At 52.8% G+C, this 18320-nt stretch carries 14 protein-coding genes and 1 pseudogene; 8 read left to right on the forward strand and 7 right to left on the reverse strand.

All coding sequences use genetic code 11. From position 1 onward, the window contains the following. Nucleotide 1: 1 nt before the first annotated feature. Together rcsD and HA51_RS11460 are read right to left on the reverse strand one after the other, a co-directional pair. Complete coding sequence (rcsD, locus tag HA51_RS11455) at nucleotides 2-2659, reverse strand: phosphotransferase RcsD (protein ID WP_084934648.1); 2658 nt, start codon at nucleotides 2657-2659, stop codon at nucleotides 2-4. Between the two features lie 23 nt (nucleotides 2660-2682). Next, a pseudogene (locus HA51_RS11460) lies at nucleotides 2683-3836 on the reverse strand (MFS transporter). 562 nt (nucleotides 3837-4398) lie between these two features. Here HA51_RS11460 and HA51_RS11465 point away from each other — a divergent pair. The 4 genes from HA51_RS11465 (at nucleotide 4399) to ompC (ending at nucleotide 11266) form a co-directional block, all read left to right on the forward strand. Next, nucleotides 4399-6204 carry an Ig-like domain-containing protein gene (locus HA51_RS11465; RefSeq protein WP_084934631.1) on the forward strand — a complete coding sequence of 602 codons (1806 nt, stop codon included), beginning with the start codon at nucleotides 4399-4401 and terminating at the stop codon, nucleotides 6202-6204. A 62-nt stretch (nucleotides 6205-6266) separates the two neighbouring features. Next, the gene (locus HA51_RS11470) at nucleotides 6267-8399 is read left to right on the forward strand and encodes a type I secretion system permease/ATPase (protein WP_084934632.1); all 2133 of its coding nucleotides are present in this window, start codon (nucleotides 6267-6269) and stop codon (nucleotides 8397-8399) included. Next, on the forward strand, nucleotides 8396-9565 hold the full coding sequence (locus HA51_RS11475; protein WP_084934633.1) for a beta-barrel domain-containing protein: 1170 nt from the start codon (nucleotides 8396-8398) through the stop codon (nucleotides 9563-9565). Before HA51_RS11470 ends, HA51_RS11475 begins: the two co-directional genes overlap by 4 nt. A gap of 597 nt (nucleotides 9566-10162) precedes the next feature. Then, nucleotides 10163-11266: a porin OmpC gene (gene ompC, locus HA51_RS11480; RefSeq protein WP_084934634.1), complete on the forward strand. Its 1104-nt coding sequence runs from the start codon at nucleotides 10163-10165 to the stop codon at nucleotides 11264-11266. 24 nt (nucleotides 11267-11290) lie between these two features. Here the strand turns inward: ompC and HA51_RS11485 are convergent, their stop codons facing one another. Continuing rightward, nucleotides 11291-11854 (reverse strand): TetR/AcrR family transcriptional regulator, encoded by a 564-nt coding sequence (locus tag HA51_RS11485; protein ID WP_084934635.1) that lies wholly within the window; start codon nucleotides 11852-11854, stop codon nucleotides 11291-11293. Nucleotides 11855-11949: 95 nt separating this feature from the next. On the opposite strand from HA51_RS11485, the gene HA51_RS11490 reads away from it, so the two are divergent. Further along, on the forward strand, nucleotides 11950-12405 hold the full coding sequence (locus tag HA51_RS11490) for a nuclear transport factor 2 family protein (RefSeq protein ID WP_211282929.1): 456 nt from the start codon (nucleotides 11950-11952) through the stop codon (nucleotides 12403-12405). 3 nt (nucleotides 12406-12408) lie between these two features. Here HA51_RS11490 and HA51_RS27205 read toward each other — a convergent pair whose 3' ends face one another. Together HA51_RS27205 and HA51_RS27330 are read right to left on the reverse strand one after the other, a co-directional pair. After that, on the reverse strand, nucleotides 12409-12561 hold the full coding sequence (locus HA51_RS27205; protein WP_169718784.1) for a hypothetical protein: 153 nt from the start codon (nucleotides 12559-12561) through the stop codon (nucleotides 12409-12411). Nucleotides 12562-12706: 145 nt separating this feature from the next. After that, nucleotides 12707-12823: a response regulator gene (locus tag HA51_RS27330; RefSeq protein WP_231568828.1), complete on the reverse strand. Its 117-nt coding sequence runs from the start codon at nucleotides 12821-12823 to the stop codon at nucleotides 12707-12709. A 141-nt stretch (nucleotides 12824-12964) separates the two neighbouring features. Here HA51_RS27330 and apbE point away from each other — a divergent pair, with 141 nt between their 5' ends. The 3 genes from apbE (at nucleotide 12965) to HA51_RS11505 (ending at nucleotide 16397) form a co-directional block, all read left to right on the forward strand. Then, nucleotides 12965-14002, forward strand: a complete 1038-nt coding sequence (gene apbE, locus HA51_RS11495) for an FAD:protein FMN transferase ApbE (RefSeq protein ID WP_084934637.1) — start codon at nucleotides 12965-12967, stop codon at nucleotides 14000-14002. Nucleotides 14003-14017: 15 nt separating this feature from the next. Next, entirely contained in the window at nucleotides 14018-14659 is a 642-nt protein-coding gene (gene alkB / locus HA51_RS11500) for a DNA oxidative demethylase AlkB (protein ID WP_084934638.1), read from the forward strand. A gap of 85 nt (nucleotides 14660-14744) precedes the next feature. Next, a complete protein-coding gene (locus HA51_RS11505; protein ID WP_084934639.1) occupies nucleotides 14745-16397 on the forward strand; it encodes a multidrug ABC transporter permease/ATP-binding protein in 1653 nt (550 codons plus the stop codon). Between the two features lie 136 nt (nucleotides 16398-16533). Here the strand turns inward: HA51_RS11505 and HA51_RS11510 are convergent, their stop codons facing one another. Together HA51_RS11510 and HA51_RS11515 are read right to left on the reverse strand one after the other, a co-directional pair. Next, nucleotides 16534-17277: a 4'-phosphopantetheinyl transferase family protein gene (locus HA51_RS11510; RefSeq protein WP_084934640.1), complete on the reverse strand. Its 744-nt coding sequence runs from the start codon at nucleotides 17275-17277 to the stop codon at nucleotides 16534-16536. Between the two features lie 78 nt (nucleotides 17278-17355). Then, nucleotides 17356-17559 (reverse strand): hypothetical protein, encoded by a 204-nt coding sequence (locus HA51_RS11515; RefSeq protein ID WP_084934641.1) that lies wholly within the window; start codon nucleotides 17557-17559, stop codon nucleotides 17356-17358. Nucleotides 17560-18320: the final 761 nt, after the last annotated feature.

An 18320-nucleotide genomic window follows, 5' to 3' on the forward strand; every position in this document is an offset into this window, starting at 1 on the left:
CTTATTGGTTACCTTGCTGCAGCAGATGGTTGACATAATCGTCAATTTCACTGGTGGTATTTTTAATGGTTAAATCGTCACATGCTTTTATGTGTTGTTCTAACGCTTCACATAGCAGTTTACCTGGTACCAGATTTAACATGGCAAACACGCCTTTCAGGCGATGTGCTGTCTGAGCAAGCGAGGGATAATCCTTTTCCGCGGCTTCAGTATACAGTCTCTTCACATCAGGCGGTACTGTCTCGGTAAACAGCTGGAAATAGCCGCCGCTTAATAGCGGGGTGGCAGCTTCATCTTCGCTACTCTCCTCTATCAAATCATGCGCCAGTTGTTTCTCAATCAGCGCGAGCAATGCATCCAGTAGCGCATTGCTCAGGTTGAAATTGACCCTAATTTGTTGGTCGTTTAACGCGTGGTGCCCCATCTCATCATCAGCCAGCAATAAAGCCCAACCGTTAAGACGAGCAGGATCATCCGTGATAAAGACATCATGATCTTGTCCTGACAGGCGTTCATCAGATGTCAGGCACTTCGCACCCCAATTTTCGAGGTGGCGACAAACAATTTTATGCACGTCTTCAACGGCAATATCGAGAAGGGCGGTGACGCCCTCCAGCAACTTCTCTTCCTGCTCACTCTGTTGCTCAAGTGCCAGTGGCAGTTGAATGTTGTAGCGCGAACCGATGTCAGGTTTAGCGATGATCTCGAGCTGTCCGCCCATCTGTTTGCACAGCTGTTTGCACAGGAAAAATGCCATGCCGGAAGCTTGCCCATAGCGATCCTGCGTGGTTTCGCCCAGATAGGGGAAATCAACATTCGCCAGCTCGTCCACGCTCAGGCCGGAACCGGTATCCACGAGTTCGAGTAGCACGTTGTTGGGTTTGTTCTCACTGGCTTTAATCTCTAACGAGATCTTACCCCACTGCGTGGTGGTCAGCGCGTAATGCATCAGGGTTGTCAGCACTTTACGCAATGCACGACGATCCCCAAAACGCATCTCGTCATTGGCAAGGTGGTTATTCAACACAAACGACAACCCTTTGCGGCGCATCAGCGGAAGGCTTTCCAGCGCGATCTCGTCCAGCATTTCTTGCAGATTGAATACGCTGCTATCCGGCGACCAGTCGTGCGCTTCCAGCCGGTTTAGTAGCACGATGTCATCCACCAGACGCGCCAGACTCTGGCTCTCATCAAGAAGATCTAATACGGTTTCATCATCATCGCGTTGGCTGAGCTGGACCAGCTGCGCCACCATGCTCTCCAGCGGGCGATTCAGCGCATGCCCCAGGTTTTGCATCAGCTGCTGGCGCATTTGGTGGTTACGATCCAGTACCTGTTGCGCCTTTTGCAGCTTTTTATTCACCAGCAATTCGCGGTCCTGATCTCGCATCATAAACAGTTGAGTATGCGGAGATAACACGCTGCGCGCGTGACGAATCTCATACACTTCGTTGTTGATGGTCGCCTGCAATACGCCCTGATGCTGATCGGACATATTGATGATTTTTTGCAGATTCAGGTGTGGCAGCAGGTGTTCAGCGATTTTGTTGCTCAACAGCGTGCGATTGGTAGCAAAGTCATAAACCAGTAAGCCGACCGGCAAACTCGCCACAATCTCTTCATTTAACATCCGCAGTGAATCAAGCTCTGCACTCTGGTTCTCATTCGGACGCAGCGACTGTTGGCGTAACAAGGTGATGCCGGCAATCGACAGCAGCAATAGCACCAGGTTAATTAACAGGGGCCACATCAGGTTGTGCAGCGTGTCCAGCGCCAAGCTGGTCAGCGGGACGCGATAAACTAACTGAAGTGAGGTACTTGGCAGTGAGGCAGCAATCTCAAGATTTGGATTCGCCAGCGTAACGTGAGTGTTCTCGCTGGTGGCGTCATCACTGCTGCTGTTAGTGGTTTGGGTCGCATCCTGAATTAACTGGAAATTTTCCAGCGGCATACTGCGTGGGATCAGATCATTGATCGGCAGATCAAAAGCCACCACGGTGGCAAGGTGCCCTGGCTGATTGAAGGTGGTACGCAGGGTAAAGTAGTGATCGTTCTGCCACGCGAAGTGACGTAGCGGAGAGAAGCTTTCACGTTCATCCAGCGCATTGGCCTGCTGCAGCATTTCCGCGCGGCGGCTATCAACCAGCGTATTGATCGCGTTTTCTTTATAGCGCGTTGCCATGTCTTTCAGCGGCAGCGTAGAGATCATGATCAGGCTATTGTCCTGACCATTAAGGAAATACATGGACCAGGTCGGGTTTTCCGCGCCCCACAACGTATCCAGATAGCTGGACATTCGCATCGTCATGTCGAGCGTGCTGCTGTCATGCGAACCAAAAATCAGCGCTTCTGTTTTGCGGCGGGTTTTTTCCAGATAGTAGACATCCGGGCGTAAACGCGTTTCCTGCAAATTGCTGTTAGGGGTTGAACCAGCGGCTGTGGTGGCGAGATTCTCATAGATCTGCCAGGTGGCGAAGCGAGAAGCATCAATACGTTTCTGTACGGCACGCGCCAGATCGGTCATCGCGTAACGTTTATCGGTGATCCACGCGTTGACGCTGTTATGCACCATGGCACCCAGCGCAAGGAATAGCACCAGGTTGAACACCACAAAGAAGCGGGTGACGTTACCGGAGGTCAAAGGAAATTTGTAAGGCAGCATAGCGTCTCAGGATCCTGCGATTAGCGCGCAACCAGGCGAGCACTGGCGGCAACGGCCAGCAGCAGCAGGGCGATAACTAAAAACGCGCCATTTAGACTGAGCCACTGGGAAATAAATCCGATTAAAGCCGGACCTGAGAGAATACCTGCATAGCCTAATGTTGTCATGGCCGAAATCGCCCGATTCGATGGCATATCATGTTGATTCCCCGCCGCATTGAACAACATCGGTACCGTGTTAGCCAGGCCGAAACCCACTAGCAAGAAAGCGAATAATGCCGCTTGTGGCCATGGTAGCAGCACAGCCAGCGTCATGCCGGCAGTAGCAGCCAGCGCGCCCGTTAACATCACCGGATAGCGACCAAAACGCTGAATGACTTTATCTCCAGTCAGGCGGCCAATGGTCATGGCAATCGAGAAGATGGCATAGCCAAGGCCGGCATGTGCCACGCTCATATCAGGATTCTGCAACAGCAACAGGGCGCTCCAGTCGAGCACCGCACCTTCAGCCAGGAACAGGATAAAACACAGCAGACCCAGGAATGCCACCCAACCGCGTGGGATGACCAGCCACGGCTGGTCGGGTTGGTGTAAGCGTTCTGTCATCAAGGTTGGCAGGCTAATCACCAGTAGGATGATAATCAATGCCATCACCACCGCCACCGCCTGTAGTGGGGTTAATCCACTGCCGAGCAGCAGGCTAACCGCGCCGGCACCGATAATCCCGCCCAGACTGAAAAACCATGAAAACCCGACATCATTGGCTTACGTGCTGCTTTCTCTACTTCGACTGCCTGCACATTCATGGCGACATCCAGCATGCCCAGCCCAGCACCAAAAATCATTAACGCGACCGCCATCAGCCACATCACATTGAGCGTGGCGAGCAGCGGCAGTATTGCCAGCACCACCAGCGTGGAGCAAAGCATCACACTCCGGCCGCCAAAGCGCGCAATCAGTGCACCCGTCACCGGCATGGCAGCCAGCGAACCTATACCGAGACATAACAGCAAGCCGCCCAGAGAGGCACCGCTCAACGCCAGACGCTGGCTGGCAAACGGCACCAATGGCGCCCATGCAGACATGCCGAGTCCGGCGATCAGGAAAACGATACGCGTTCCCAGATTGACACGCTGATGTAAGTTGCTGTGCTGTGCGGCATCCAGTGCTGTCATAAAAGTTATTTTTTCATTAGCTGTTAAAGCGACGAAGTTTAGCATCAAAGCTGGCATCGCACCGCTGTCAGGAACCGATCGGTTCACCAGTGTGATAGCCAGAAACAGGCATATTACCGATATTTTATCCGGCGTTGCGCTTTTCCAGAACTTTCCTGGCAACAGCCAAACATTTCTGGAGTGACTTAACTAAAATTCCCTCTTCTAATAGTTGCAGTATACTGATGATACAAACCGCCTCGTAAGCAGCCTCCACACTGATTTTCTGGCGCGCCCGCAAAGTTGATGTTTCCAGATTTTCGCCAGTAGGCAGCGACCAGACAAAACCGATATGTTAAGCACCATCCCGGCTAATTAAGCGGGTTAAAGCGAGATCGTTTTTTATTTCTCCCTCAAGGGAGACTTTTGCTATGCCTTAATTCACTCCTTGTTACCTGCGGGTAACCCGTTTTCATCAGGCGAAACGGGCCACTTTTATGTGGCCTACAAGGCGCACCGGTCCGCTTAAATCATAAGTGTGTTTAATGACTGGTGCGAAAGTTCTCCTGCAATGAGGTTACCCATGTCTTCATCTCAAAATGAGTTACAACTGGCTGCTATTCTCCAGTCAGCCGCGACGCTTTATCCAGTTGCTGACGAATCCGTCGCTTTGCAAACGCTCAGCGTCGATAGCACACCGCCCGCAGCACTGCATCCCTACGAGCCTGTCGCTCAGGATGGTGTCATTGCGGCTTGGGAGGCGAACAATAACATTCATCTTCGTGGTCGAGCAGAATCAGAGCCTGGTGCAACGGTAACCTTAACGTTCAACGATCAGAGCTGGACCAGTACGGTGAATCAATGGGGATACTGGAATGCTTCCATGCCGCCCTCGGTACTGAGTGGGCTGGCCGACGGCAACTACAGCCTGACGCTGACCATCACCGATAAAGCGGGTAACAGCACCGATACCCAAGTGGGTTTTGGCGTTTATGTTGATAAAAGTATCAAACCCACGTTGACGCTTAACCCAGTCAGCGAAGATAACGCGGTCAGTGTGGCCGAAGGGGTTTACGATCTGGTCATCCGCGGGACGTCTACGCATATGCCCACAGGCAGCCATGTTGCGCTGACATTAGGTGACAAAACGTATATCGGTGATGTCAGCGCGAACGGTAACTGGCGGGCTTCTATCAGTGCGGATGATTTACACGATTTTCAGGATGGCGTGTACACGCTAAAGGTCACCGCGATCGATCCAAACGGCAAAACCACCTCGACGCAGCACGATCTTACCTTAATCACGCACGCCAGCAGCTTGCCGGAGATCACCTTCGATAGCGTCACCGATGACAACGTGATCAATAAAGAGGAGAGCCAAAGCGATCTGACGCTGAGTGGCAGCTTATCGGCGTTGGCTCCGGGGCAACAAGTGAGCGTTTGCAGCGGCGATGCCGTCTATCAGGCACAAGTTGGGAGTGATGGTCATTGGCAGGTCACTATCCCCGCTGCCGAGGTCGCCAGTTTCATTGCTCCCGGAGAAGTACGGGTGTATGCCAGCGATGCGGCGAATAACAGTACGGATGCCTTACTGGAGCTCAATGTGGTCACTCAGTTGCCTGATATCTATTACGAGATCGATATCGGTGGCGATACCACACTGAATTTTGCCGAAGCGCAGCATGATCTGAGCTTCTATACCGAAAATATTAATCAACTCACCATTAACGGCAAAACCTACACGCCTGTCGATGGCATGGTGACGCTCAGCGCCGCCGATTTGCAGGCGCTGCCAGACGGGGCAGTCACTGCTATTGCCGCGCAAGCCGATCAATATGGCAATCACGATACGAAAACCATCGACACGCTTTTCACTGTTGCCACCCATCAGTTGCCGACCCTGACGCTCAATCAACCTTTCGATGACGGTGTGATTGATGCCGCAGACGTGAATACATGGCACCTGATTCAGGGCACCAGTACGCATCTTGATCAGGGAAGCGTCGTGACCGTCAGCTTAGGTGACCAAAGCTACAGCGCCACGGTGAAAGCGGATGGCAGTTGGTCATTCACTGTTCTGGCGGGCCAGTTGGCGACGCTGGATGACGGCAGTTATCAGATGAAAGCCAGCGCGCAGGATAAAGCCGGCAATGTCGCCAGTGTGAGCCAGCCGGTGTCAGTGGAGAGCCACGAGAGCAACGACAGTCTTAGCAGCGAGCAAGTGGAAGCCTTGCTGGTCCATCTCACTGAGAGTGGCGTCAGCCATAGCAGCCAGCCAAGTGATGTGCCGGTTAGTCGGACACTGGACACCCACTACGGTGCCAGCGATAGCGGATACACCCTCGCCGATCATCTGCAACAGCAGCACACCGCACAAACCATGGTGTAAGGCATACGTCGCCCGTGGCAAAAACGGGCGCTTTCTTTGCACCTTTCAAGGGAATTCCAGGGATGAACTCACAACCGAATCACAGCGACATGCTGATCTCTGCCATGCTGCGTGCCGCCGCGCATTTGGGTAAAACCGCTGACCACCTTACGTTACAGCAGCAGATGCGCTGGTTTTCGCATTTGACACCGCTGCAGCAATTAGCGCGTCTGGCTGAGTTGCTTGGCCTGCACTGTACCTCGGTGACGCAGCAACAACTGCGCTGGGGACCCGACGTCACGCCCATATTATTGATGCTGAATAACGGTGGGATTGCGTTGCTGGAGGAGATCAATCAAGAGGGAGAGGTGCGTTACTGGTTAAGTGAAGGCGGTAATGTCATACGTGAAGGTCAACTCAGCGAGTTACTGGCGCAGAGCCTGGCCGAAGTCGGTGTCATTGGGGTGGCGGCCCGCGGGCGAGATCAACGTATCGATGAGTTTATGCAACCCTATCAGCCGCATTGGTTCTGGCACCATTTTCGTGGCATGCAGCGACGTATCGTCGAAATCAGCCTGGCTTCCGTGGTCGGGAATGTGCTGGCACTGGCAGGGATTCTGTTTTCAATGCAGGTCTATGACCGGGTCATCCCGGCGCAATCGCAATCCACTTTGTGGGTGCTCTTCTCGGGGGTACTGCTGGCGGTCGTGATCGAGTATCTGATTCGCTTAATGCGCACTCAAGTGGCGGATCTGATGGGTAAGCGTATCGACTTAAAGCTTTCTTCGATGCTGTTCGCTCGCGCCATGAATATCCGCAATGAGGCGCGCCCCCGTTCTACTGGCGCATTTATTGCGCAGTTGCGTGAAATCGATCAGGTTCGAGAACTGCTGACCTCAACCACTGTGGGTGCGGCAGCCGATCTGCCTTTTGTGTTGCTGTTTCTGTTCATCATGGCGTCGATAGGGGGTTGGTTGGTGATTATTCCATTGCTGGCTATCCCGCTGATTGTGATTCCCGGTTTACTGATACAAATTCCGATGGCACGCCTGGCACAGGAAGGTCTCCGGGAGGGGGCGTTGCGTCAGGCGGTGTTGGTGGAAACGTTGGAAGGTGTAGAAGATATTAAAGCGCTGCAAGCGGAACCCTATTTCCAGCGCCAGTGGGAGCAAACGCACGAAGTCAGTGCTGCCGTGAGCAATCAGCAACGGCTTTGGGGAGCGAGGTTAACCGGGTGGGCGGCTAGCGTGCAACAACTCACCTATGCCAGCATGCTGGTCTTCGGTGTCTACCTGATTTTAAACAATCAGATTACGACGGGTACGCTGGTGGCCAGTAGTTTGCTCTCTTCGCGCACTCTCGCGCCACTCATGCAACTGACAATGGTATTTTCCCGTTGGCAGCACGCCAAGTCAGCCATGAAAGGGCTCGATGCACTGTTGCAAAAACCACTCGACCAACCGGATCACTTAACCCTTGCTCATTGCCCCGTGTTGAGAGGCCACTACCAATTGCGAGATGTGCACTATCGCTATGAGGCGGAGAGCAACCAAAGCGTTCTAAGTATTGCGCAGCTGGAGATTCATCCCGGTGAGCGGGTCGCGATTCTCGGCAAAGTGGGGGCGGGAAAATCGACGCTGCTGAAAATGTTGGCCGGTCAGGCGCGAGCGACGCAGGGTAAGCTCTGGGTCGACGGTGTGGATATGGCGGGGATTAATCCCATCGATCTGCGTCGCCAGTTGGGGTGGTTGTCCCAGGATGCGCGTTTGTTTTTTGGAACACTGCGTCAGAATTTGCTACTCGGTAATCCCCATGCGAGTGAACAAGAGATGCTGCAGGCGCTGCGCATCAGCGGGGCGCTCGCGATGGTGCAGCAAGATGCCGCGAGCCTTGATCGGGTGATTCAGGAAGGTGGGCGTGGCTTATCGGGTGGGCAACGGCAAATGATACTGCTCAGTCGATTAATCTTGCGGCAGCCCCAGGTCGTGCTGCTGGACGAACCCACCGCGGCGATGGATGAAGCGCTGGAAGCGCAGGTGATTCGCCAGTTGTCGCAGTGGATGACGGACCGTACGTTGGTGTTGGTTACCCATCGCCCGGCGCTGCTACGGATGGTGGATCGGATTGTGGTAATGGATAACGGGCGCATTGTGGCCGATGGCGCACGCGAAGAGATATTGCGCCACGCTGTGGGCATGAAAGGCGGTATGGCATGAACAGGGCGATGCTGGATCAAGCCCGGAATCACCGTGAGCGTCATACCTCGGCAATTATCTGGATGTGCACACTCACGCTGCTGCTGTTTCTCGTGTGGGCCCACTTCGCCGTGCTTGATGAGGTCACGGTGGGCACCGGCAAAGTGACCCCTTCAAGCCGGGCCCAGATTATCGACAGCCTCGACGGGGGCATTATCAAACAGCTCAATGTGCATGAAGGCAGTATTGTTGAGCGTGGGCAGGTGCTGGCGACATTAGACGCAACCCGCTTTGCCTCCAGCTTCGGCGAAGCCATTGCACGTGTGCGCATGTTGCGCGCCTCCGCACAGCGGCTGCAAGCCGAACTGAACGACCAGCCGCTGACATTCAGTGCGGACATCCTGCAGCATCCCCAGTTAGTCGCGCGTGAAACTCAGCTTTACCGGTCACGACGGCAGAATCTCACCGAAAGTCTTCGCAATCTGCAACAGTCATTAAAGCTGGTGCAGGATGAGCTCAATATCACGCAGCCTCTGGTGCTGCGGGGGGCTGCGGGCAAAGTGGACCTCATTCGTTTGCGCCGTCAGGTCAGTGATTTGCAGGGCAAAATTGATGAAGTGCGTAATGACTATTATGTCCGGGCCCATGAGGAACAGGTTAAGAACGACGGTGAACTGGATGCCCAGCAACAGGTCGCAGCGGGTAAACAGGATCAGTTATCGCGCACTGCATTGCTTTCACCGGTGCATGGCATTGTGAAAGACATTCGCGTGACGACCGTCGGTGGTGTGCTGGAGCCAGGAAGTAAGTTGATGGAAATTGTCCCGCTTGAGGACCAGTTGCTGATTGAAACCCGTATCAGTCCACGTGATATCGGCTACATTCGGCCAGGTTTGCCTGCGGTGGTCAAGGTGACGGCTTATGATGCGGCTATCTATGGCGATTTAAAAGGCGAAGTGGAAAACGTGTCACCGGACACCTTGCAGGACGAAGCCAGACACGATCAATACTATTACCGCGTCTATGTCCGAACGCAAAAAGCAGAACTCTTAAGCCCTCAAGGTCAGAAATTTGCCATCATGCCCGGTATGGTGGCCGATGTTGAGATAAAAACCGGTCAGAAATCCGTGATGGATTATCTCCTTAAGCCGCTGAATAAAGCTAAAGAATCTCTAAGAGAGCGTTAAATATGCGGGCCGGATAATATTTCAGCAATCTTTGTTACTGTCGGAAATTAACATTACCTGTTTATAGCTAAGCAATGAACAAAAAGTGCGAAAATAAACAAATAATGTGAAAAATAAGTGATGTTAATTTAACCCATAAAACTAACTTTACCTGGTATGAGAGTGCGGGTGTGAATCGAAGGCAAAAAAATGCCGGACAATCATGTCCGGCGGGAATTAGGGTAAAACAAATCATTCGGGGTGAATGAAGGTAATAATGAAATAAATGATGATAGCGGGAGTAATTGTATGCGCTGAATGGATTTAAGTTTTGTCATTCAGTGCGGCATTGAATTGATTCTAATCCATTGAATTTAAATGATTAAAATATGGTTTATCAATGTGTGCTGTATTTTTTGTTGATCTGTGCTGGTTATAAGTTCCACGCTATTTACATTTGGAAATAACTATTAAATACAATGAAACACTTTCGGAAATTTAGTATCATTTTCGTGATAGATTATTGCCCTGTATAAAATAACAATGGCTTGCCGGCTGAATTTTTAATCGTTCAGTTCGCAGTGGCATAAATAAAGGCACATTCTAGAGGGTAAAAAAATGAAACGTCGCGTTCTCTCCCTGATGATCCCTGCATTGCTGGTTGCAGGTTCAGCAAGCGCAGCTGAAATTTACAACAAAGACGGCAACAAATTAGACCTTTACGGCAAAGTTGATGGTCTGCACTATTTCTCCGATAATTCTAGCAACGACGGTGACCAGTCTTACCTGCGTTTTGGCTTCAAAGGCGAAACTCAGATCTCTGATCAACTGACCGGTTACGGCCAGTGGGAATATCAGGCTGCTCTGAATACTTCTGAAAGCGAAGGCACTGCCAACAGCTTTACACGTGTGGGCTTTGCAGGTCTGAAATTCGGTGATGCCGGTTCATTCGACTACGGTCGTAACTACGGCGTAATCTATGATGTTGCAGGCTGGACTGACGTGCTGCCAGAGTTCGGTGGTGATACCTACGGCGCGGACAACTTCATGTTCCAGCGTGGTAACGGTATGGCGACCTACCGCAACAGCAACTTCTTTGGTCTGGTAGATGGCTGGAACTTCGCGGTTCAGTATCAGGGCAAAAATGATAACCCAACCGAATCCTCTTCAGGTCGTGATGTACTGGGTGAGAATGGCGACGGTTATGGTCTGAGCACCACTTATGATCTGGGTTCAGGTTTCGGTATTGGTGCAGCAATGTTCCAGTCTGACCGTACCAACAACCAGAACACCGGTGATATCTTAGGTCGTGGTGATAAAGCCGCAGCCTATACCGGTGGTCTGAAGTATGACGCCAACAATGTCTACCTGGCCGCGATGTATACCCGTTCTTACAACGCCACCCGCTTCGGTTCAAGCAGCGGCGACGTTTACGGCTACGCTAACAAAGCGGATAACTGGGAACTGGTTGCACAGTATCAGTTCGACTTCGGCCTGCGTCCATCTCTGGCATACGTGACCTCGCGCGGTAGCGATATCGAAGGTTACGGCAGCCAGAACCTGAAAAAATATATTGATGTAGGTGCGACTTACTACTTCAACAAAAACATGTCGACCTATGTTGATTACCAAATCAACCTGCTGGACGACAACAACTTCACCAATGCGACCGGCATCAACACCGACGACATTGTGGCACTGGGCTTGGTTTACCAGTTCTAAGTGTGATGGAGCGTGGCCTGCGGGTCACGCTCCTGTTTTCAGTAACTGCACCAAAGCTTGCCGCAAGACTTCTACTATCGCTTCTGCTTTTTCCCCTATTTGTACCTGTACTATCGCGCCTTCAACCAGCAAGACAATCTGCGCGGTCTTCATCTGTTGTTCAGGCGTCAGTCTTTCCGCAATGGCCTGAGCCATCTGCTGTTTGTGCTCACGAATCAGTGCGCTGGCTTCGGGCAGGGAACTTCCCAGCTCAGCCGCCGTATTGATAAAGGCACAACCACGATAATCCTCATCGTTAAACCAGCTGAGCAAGGTTGAAGGAAGAGCATCCATCAGGTTGCTATCCCGTGCCAGTGAAGCACGAAAGGCTGACATCCAGCGCTGATGGCGCTGCTGAAGAAAGGCCAAAATCAGCGTGTTCTTGGCCGGGAAATGCCGGTAGAAGGTCACCTTCGTCACACCAGCGGCGGCAATCACCTTATCCACGCCCGTGGCGCGAATGCCCTGCTGATAAAACAACGCTTGCGCGCTGATAAGGATGCGATCCCGCGCGGCAGCGTTGGCATCAAATTCTAATGGAGTGAGCATAGAAAATTCCTGTTATCTGAGGTAGACAGAATTGTCTACATACGGCAGGATGAATCAAGTAGACAGATCTGTCTACATTTAACAGGAGAATGATCATGCTGGTACCCCCTTTCAATCAACAAACTGCACTGCAAAAAGTACGCATGGCAGAAGATGCCTGGAACAGCTGCGATCCTCAGCGTGTTTCTCAGGTTTACAGTGAGGATACCCGGTGGCGTAACCGTAGTGAGTTTGTGAATGGTCGTGCTGAGGTCGTGACCTTTTTAGCGAGGAAATGGGCGAAGGAGTTGGAGTATCGTCTGATCAAAGAACTCTGGGCATGGCACGAAGACAAGCTGGCGGTGCGTTTCGCCTATGAGTGGCATGATGACAGCGGTAACTGGTTCCGCAGTTACGGCAACGAGAACTGGCATTTTGGTGTCGATGGTTTGATGATTCAGCGCTTTGCCTGCATCAATGATTTACCGATCGGTAGCGATCAACGCCTGTTTCATTGGCCTGCGGGAAGGCGCCCGGATGATCATCCGGGCTTGAGTGATTTGGGATTATAAGTCTTATTGCATTGATGGCCATTTTTTGGCTTTTGGCGCGGGTTGCACCGACGTATTAAGCGCCGGTGCGCTGCCTTCCAGTGCGACTCCTGCTAGCGTAAAAGCGGAGAAGCGCAGCCAGCGCTGCCAGGTTTGTTCACTTTTTGTTTTTTCCATTTTGCACCTCGCTGATGTTCAACCCAGCATCAACGCTGCACAATTCATGCCAGCTTACCGCTCTCAGCGCCACGCGGGCCGGACGGGGTTTGCTACACTGCGCCGGCGCTGGAGTGGTGCAAATGGTGTGTCGTGGTGCAGAAAATTAACGCCGACGCGAAGGGTAGTGCTGGATCAGGCGGTGGCGGTAAGTCTGCCAGCAGCGATAGGCCCCGAAGATAAACAGGCCGGCGGATACGGCAACAATCATATAAATCATCATCTGGCGTTCCTGTATTCGTTGTCATGCGGGAACGCGCTATCCTGAGTCAACCTGAGTGCAACATCAAGTTGCTTTAGCCTGTTTTACAAGCGGTTTATGCTTTGAAATAGGATGAATTAATACGTTACAGATGAGGAAGGAATGGGATTTAAGAACATTCTGCTAATGAGTGTGTTAGCTGCGAGCTTGAGTGGCTGCGATCGGCAAGAGCCGCGATCCGCGCTGGTGTTGGAAGGAAAAACCATGGGTACCGTCTGGCGTGTCAGCCTTGCGGGTGTTGAACCCGGGCGTAAAGCGGATTTACAGCGCGCTATCCAACAGCAGCTTGATCACGATGATCAGACGCTCTCAACATGGAAGAAAGATTCGGTTCTGTCACGCTTCAATCAGTATCATGGCAGTGACCCACAGCCCGTCAGTGCTGATATGGCCGATATCGTGGTAGAAGCCTTGCGCATCGGCAAGAAAACCGAGGGTGCAATGGATATCACCGTAGGCCCGCTGGTCAATCTTTGGGGCTTTGGTCCGGCGAAGCAGCCCACGCATACCCCAACAGATGCGGAGATAGCCGCCGCCAAAGCGCAGACTGGATTACAACACCTGCAGGTTATCCAGAACGTTGAAGGGCAGTGGCTACAAAAAGATCTGCCTGCACTTTACGTGGATCTCTCGACGATGGGGGAAGGTTACGCCACTGACCACCTGGCGCGGCTGATGGAGCAACAGGGCATTACCGACTATCTGGTATCGGTCGGCGGCGCAGTACTGAGCCGTGGTGAGAACGCCAGCGATCAACCCTGGCGCGTTGCCATCCAGAAACCCACCGATCGAGAAAACGCAGTTGAAGCGCGTGTTGACTTACAGGGGCATGGCATCAGCACGTCAGGCAGCTATCGCAACTATTATGAACTCGATGGTAAACGTATTTCTCACGTGATCGATCCCGCGACGGGGCGGCCCATCGACCATAAACTGGTGTCGGCAACGGTGATCGCCACGACGGCGCTAGAAGCGGATGGTTGGGATACCGGCCTGATGGTGCTGGGGACCGAACGTGCTAAGGCACTGGCGTTGAAGGAACACTTGGCGGTGTATCTGATCAGCAAGCAGGGTGATGGTTTTGCGCATTGGATGTCACCACAATTCAAATCCTTCCTTATTGATCAGGAAGATAAGTAATTTCGGGAGGCGTGTATGTTGGATCTGTTTAGTGAAGAGGCGCCGTGGCAGGAACCGTTAGCGGAAGGCGCGGTGATTTTGCGTCGTCGCGCACGCGATCATGCCGATGCCCTACTGGCTGCGATTCATGAGATCGCCGGGCAAAACCCGTTCGCACACCGAATTACGCCGGGTGGCCACCGTATGTCGGTGGCGATGACCAACTGCGGTGATTTGGGCTGGTCGAGCGACTCGCGTGGTTATCAATATACTGAGCAGGACAACAACAGCGGGCACAAGTGGCCACCGATGCCCGCGCTTTTTCGTGAGCTTGCTCAGCAAACGGCAGAGGAAGCGGGTTTTCCCGGTTTCAATCCCGATGCTTGCCTCATTAACCGCTATGAACCGGGCGCAAAACTGACGCTGCATCAGGACAAAGATGAAAAAGATCTGCGTCAGCCGATTGTGTCCGTCTCATTGGGATTGCCCGCCGTGTTTCAGTTTGGTGGTTTCGAACGCGGTGATGCGACGCAACGTGTCCTGTTAGAACATGGCGATATCGTAGTATGGGGAGGGCCTTCCCGGCTGCGTTACCACGGGATTCTGCCGCTTAAACCTGGCATTCATCATGATGCCGGCGCCTTTCGCTACAACCTGACGTTCCGACGCGCCCATTAGCGGCGCGCAGGGTGAGAATTATTCTTGCTATCAATTGATCCGCCATTAAACTGCAGGCTGCTTTATTGACCTCCGGAATCTGTTAATGGCATTGCTGCACGTGGTTTATCGCCAGTATCGCTGGCCTTTCATTGGTGTCATTCTGCTTACGTTGTTAAGCGCTGCGCTCGGCATCGGCCTGATTGCCTACATCAACAACGAGTTGATTGTGGCAGTCAATACTTCCATTTCCGTGCTGCCGAGTTTTCTTGGTCAGCTGTTTCTGCTGATGGCGGTCACGCTGGGATCGCAGTTGGCGCTCACTCAACTCGGACATCACTTCGTCTGGCGTCTGCGCGGCGAATTCATTAAACGCATCCTTGATACGCGTGTTGAGCGCATTGAGCAGATTGGCAACGCCCAATTGCTAGCTGGCCTCACCAGTGATGTGCGTGCCATTACCATCGCTTTTGTGCGTCTGCCGGAACTGATTCAGGGCATCATTATTACTCTGGGTTCTGCGCTCTATCTGGCGTGGCTGTCACCTAAGATGCTGCTGATTACCTCGCTTTGGCTGGTGATCACCTTGGTGGGCGGGTGGTTGTTGGTATCGCGTGTTTATCAGCACATGGCAAAACTGCGTGAAATTGAAGATGATCTGTACCGTGATTTCCAGACCATCATTGAAGGGCGTAAAGAGCTGCAACTAAACCGTGAACGAGCACAGCTGATTTATGACACCGTTTATCAGGAAGATGCCACCCGCTATCGCCACCATATCGTCCGTGCCGATACGTTCCATCTGAGTGCCGTTAACTGGTCGAACATCATGATGTTGGGTGCGATCGGCATTGTGTTCTTTATGGCCAACGGCCTTGGCTGGGCCAATACCGCCGTGGCAGCGACCTATTCACTGACGCTGCTTTTCCTGCGTACTCCGCTGCTGGCGGCGGTGGGTGCACTGCCCACTTTACTGAGCGCGCAGGTGGCCTTACGCAAAATCAACACCTTCGACCTCGCTCCTTATGATGCGCAGTTCAAAGCACTGCCACAGGTGAGCGACTGGCAAACGCTGGAGCTGCGTGACGTCTGCTTCCATTACGGTGAGCACGGTTTTCAGGTGGGCCCGATTAACCTGACGTTGCGTCGTGGTGAACTGGTCTTTCTGATTGGCGGTAACGGCAGCGGTAAATCAACCCTGGCGATGCTGTTGACCGGCCTCTATCAGCCGCAGTCAGGCAGCCTGCTGCTAGATGGGAAAGAGGTGGACTGGCATAACCTCGATGCCTATCGCAAGCATTTCTCAGCGGTGTTTACCGATGTGCATCTGTTTGATCGTCTCATCACTCAGGGGGGCCAGCCTGCTAATCCTGCCTTGGTCCAGCAGTGGCTGGAACGCCTGAAAATGCAGGACAAGCTGAAGTTAGAGGGCAACAAGGTGCTGAATCTGCAACTGTCAAAAGGGCAGAGCAAGCGCTTGGCGCTGCTGCTTGCGGCGGCGGAGGAACGCGACATTTTGCTGCTCGATGAATGGGCTGCGGATCAGGATCCGCATTTTCGGCGTATTTTCTATCGCGAATTATTACCTTGGCTTCAGGCGTCGGGCAAAACAGTGTTTGCGATCAGTCATGACGATCACTACTTCATTCATGCCGATCGATTACTGGAGATGCGGGAAGGCAAACTGAGCGAACTGACCGGCAATGAGCGCGAGATGGCGACGCTGGATGCGGTAAAGCGCACCGACACGGGCCATTAACGGCTGGCGGGATAGCTTAGCGAAAACCCTTATTGGGCAAAGTGTTGGCTGACAGGTAAGGTGAATTTCAACAGAGATTCCTCGTCTCTGTCTCCCTGGAACACTTCTGTCGTCTTGTGTTGTCACCGGCTCGGGTTTATTTCTGAGCCGGTTTTTTATTATCTGAAAGCGGGTGCGTGACCAGAGTGATGACCCGATCAGCGTTTTGCCAAAATTCTGCCTGCAGCACAGTATGGGTGTTAAAGCTGGCAGAGAAATCCTGTGTTAAGCGCAGCGCGGCCCGGCCCTGTGTCACATTCAGTTCAATCAATTCCGCCTGCAGAAAATCCATGGGCTGATGTAGCTGCGGCCATAATGCTTTATACAGGCTCTCCTTAAGCGAGAACAGCAGGGTGGCAGCCAGCGAAAAGGGCAGGGAGAGTGTTTCCAACAGCCTGCGTTCGGCGTTATTCATCAGCAATTCCACGGTCTCTTGTGCTGTGTGTTCAGCCATCACCTGTTCCACATCAATGCCGATACACGAGGGATGCTGTGTGGCGGCGACGACGGCCATTTGCTGAGAATGCGAAAGCGATGCCTGAATGCCCGCGGGCCATAATGGTGAGCGGTCAGGCGCGTTGCGCAGGACAAAATCGGGCATCTCAAAAGTAGAGAGCATTTGCTGAGCCAGCCAGCGGCTAGCCAGATGTTCAGCTTTGCGTTTGATGACTGCACTTTGCAAGGTCAGAGGGAGCGGTAATTGCCACTGATGATGCAGGTCTTGATGCCATTGTTGTTGGTCAAAATGACACCATGCGATAGCCACCGGATTCTGCCAGAGAGCCGCCGCAGTAATAAAAGAGGAAGAGGGCAGAGCGAGTGCGGTTTCAGAAGGGAACATAAAGCATCACGGCTGACGGAAAAACGTAGTTTTACCAGTCAGCCGCGAGGAGAGCAAGCCAAAGGGGCTCACCCATTATTAGTGGTTAGGCGGAATCGCCATACCTTTAATCTGCACGACGAAGTGCTGGTTGCCTTTAGTGATGCGTGCACCGCGATCACACCAACGTGAGGCGAGACGGAAGAAATCGTCGCTGCCGATATCGTAAGCCAGTTCAACTTTACTAATACCTGAGTGCAGGAGTTCTTCCGCATCCTGCAGGTTTTTTGCCTTGATGACCATAATATTGTCCATCGAAAAACAGGAGACATTAGATTAGTTAATTAATGTGACAGTTTTGTTTCAAATAGATGAAGTCGACAATATTTAGTGATAAATGTGATCCCGCTCCGCTTTGATTGCTTTCGGTAAGTGATTGAATTTTTATTAAAAGGGTGCGATAGCACCGTACTGGTCAGTGAAGGTGCTGTTTGGGTAGGCTGTTATTTTCAAGTAGTAGTGGCTTTTCTTGTGCGTGCGTCGGTGAAGGCCACAGCGCCTCTGCTGCTGCCGGGCCGTCCTCGCGCCGCTTCGCGGTGCCTTCGGCTGCAACGTCGTGCCGGACGGACCGTTCGGGTAAGGCCATCCAGGCCAACCCGAACTGCCAGTCGCATCCCTGCAACTGGCTCCTGGCACAACGTCTCCGCCTCAGCGCTGCGAATAGCCCTTGCAGCAGCAGAGGCGCTGTGGCCTCAGACAATGTGCCCTTTGTGGCAGTAAAAGCGCTATTGCCTGAGCCATCTAACCCTTTGTAGTAGTAAAAACGCTATCGCCTGAGCCATCGCGTCTTTTCCAGCAGCGTAAACAGATATTAGCAAGCAGGCTGGTGCCGCTCTGGGGCTGGCATTTCGCAGCGCTGAACGGAATGAGGAAGCCAGGAGAGCCAGCATGGATGCTGGCGAAAGGTGCAGCCGGGACAGGGAAAGTCCCGTCTGCGCCGGTCCGTCAGGCTGACGAGTGAAGTGAAGGTACCGCGTCAGCGGCGCGAGGGCAGCCCGCCCCAG

The sequence above is a fragment of the Pantoea rwandensis genome (assembly GCF_002095475.1).
GTDB classification, from domain to species: domain Bacteria; phylum Pseudomonadota; class Gammaproteobacteria; order Enterobacterales; family Enterobacteriaceae; genus Pantoea; species Pantoea rwandensis.